The organism is Bradyrhizobium denitrificans (assembly GCF_013179005.1).
Taxonomy (GTDB): domain Bacteria; phylum Pseudomonadota; class Alphaproteobacteria; order Rhizobiales; family Xanthobacteraceae; genus Bradyrhizobium; species Bradyrhizobium denitrificans.
In genome coordinates, this window is record NZ_JABFDP010000006.1 from 204,679 (window position 1) to 205,571 (window position 893).

The 893-nt window shown below is 70.4% G+C and carries 1 protein-coding gene and 1 pseudogene; one reads left to right on the forward strand and one right to left on the reverse strand.

Features of this window, described 5'->3' with window-relative positions; all coding sequences use genetic code 11:
- A partial coding sequence (locus HL671_RS37965; RefSeq protein WP_210263811.1) for a hypothetical protein occupies positions 1-217 on the reverse strand: 217 nt, incomplete at its 3' end.
- A gap of 52 nt (positions 218-269) precedes the next feature.
- On the opposite strand from HL671_RS37965, the pseudogene HL671_RS39275 reads away from it, so the two are divergent.
- Positions 270-716, forward strand: a pseudogene (locus HL671_RS39275) (hypothetical protein); the annotation flags it as partial.
- Positions 717-893 lie beyond the last annotated feature (177 nt).

Sequence of the window (893 nt, forward strand, 5' to 3'; positions counted from 1 at the left end):
AGAGGTTGGCGAGCAGGGCGTTGCGGCGAGCGTGCGCGAGGTGCAGCGGCATCTTGCGGAGCTGCTGCGTCACGAGCATGCACCGCTGGCGCTGGCACAGCGCTGCAGCGGGGTGGCGGCCCCGGCGCCGCTGTTCTCGGCACTGCTGAACTACCGGCACAGTGCGGCGGGCGGCGCTGCGGAGCAGGCTCAGTGGGAGGGGATCGAGGTCCTTCACGCGGAGGAGCGGACGAACTATCCGCTGGCGCTGTCGGTGGACGATCTGGGNCCTGTTCATCAACACGCTGCCGCTGCGGGTGGAGGTCGGCGGGCAGGGCGTTGCAGCGAGCGTGCGCGAGGTGCAGCGGCATCTTGCGGAGTTGCTGCGTCACGAGCATGCGCCGCTGGCGCTGGCACAGCGCTGCAGCGGGGTGGCCGCCCCGGCGCCGCTGTTCTCGGCACTGCTGAACTACCGGCACAGTGCGGCGGGCGGCGCTGCGGAGCAGGCTCAGTGGGAGGGGATCGAGGTCCTTCACGCGGAGGAGCGGACGAACTATCCGCTGGNGCAGCGCTGCAGCAGGGTTACGCCGCCGGCGCCGCTGTTCTCGGCGCTGCTGAACTATCGGCACAGCGGATCGGGTTCGGGGACCGGATCGGGTGGTTTGGAAGGCATCAAGGGGCTCGGGGGTGAGGAGCGGACGAGCTACCCGCTGACGGTGTCGGTGGACGATCTGGGCGCGGGCTTTGCGTTGACGGCGCAGGTCGAGGCGGCGGTCGGTGCGCAGCGAGTCTGTGCGTTCATGGCGACGGCGCTGGAGGGACTGGTCGAAGCGCTGGAGCGGACACCGGAGCGGCCGTTGCGGCAGATCGATGTGCTGCCCGAGGCAGAGCGTCATCGTGTCCTGGTGGAGTGG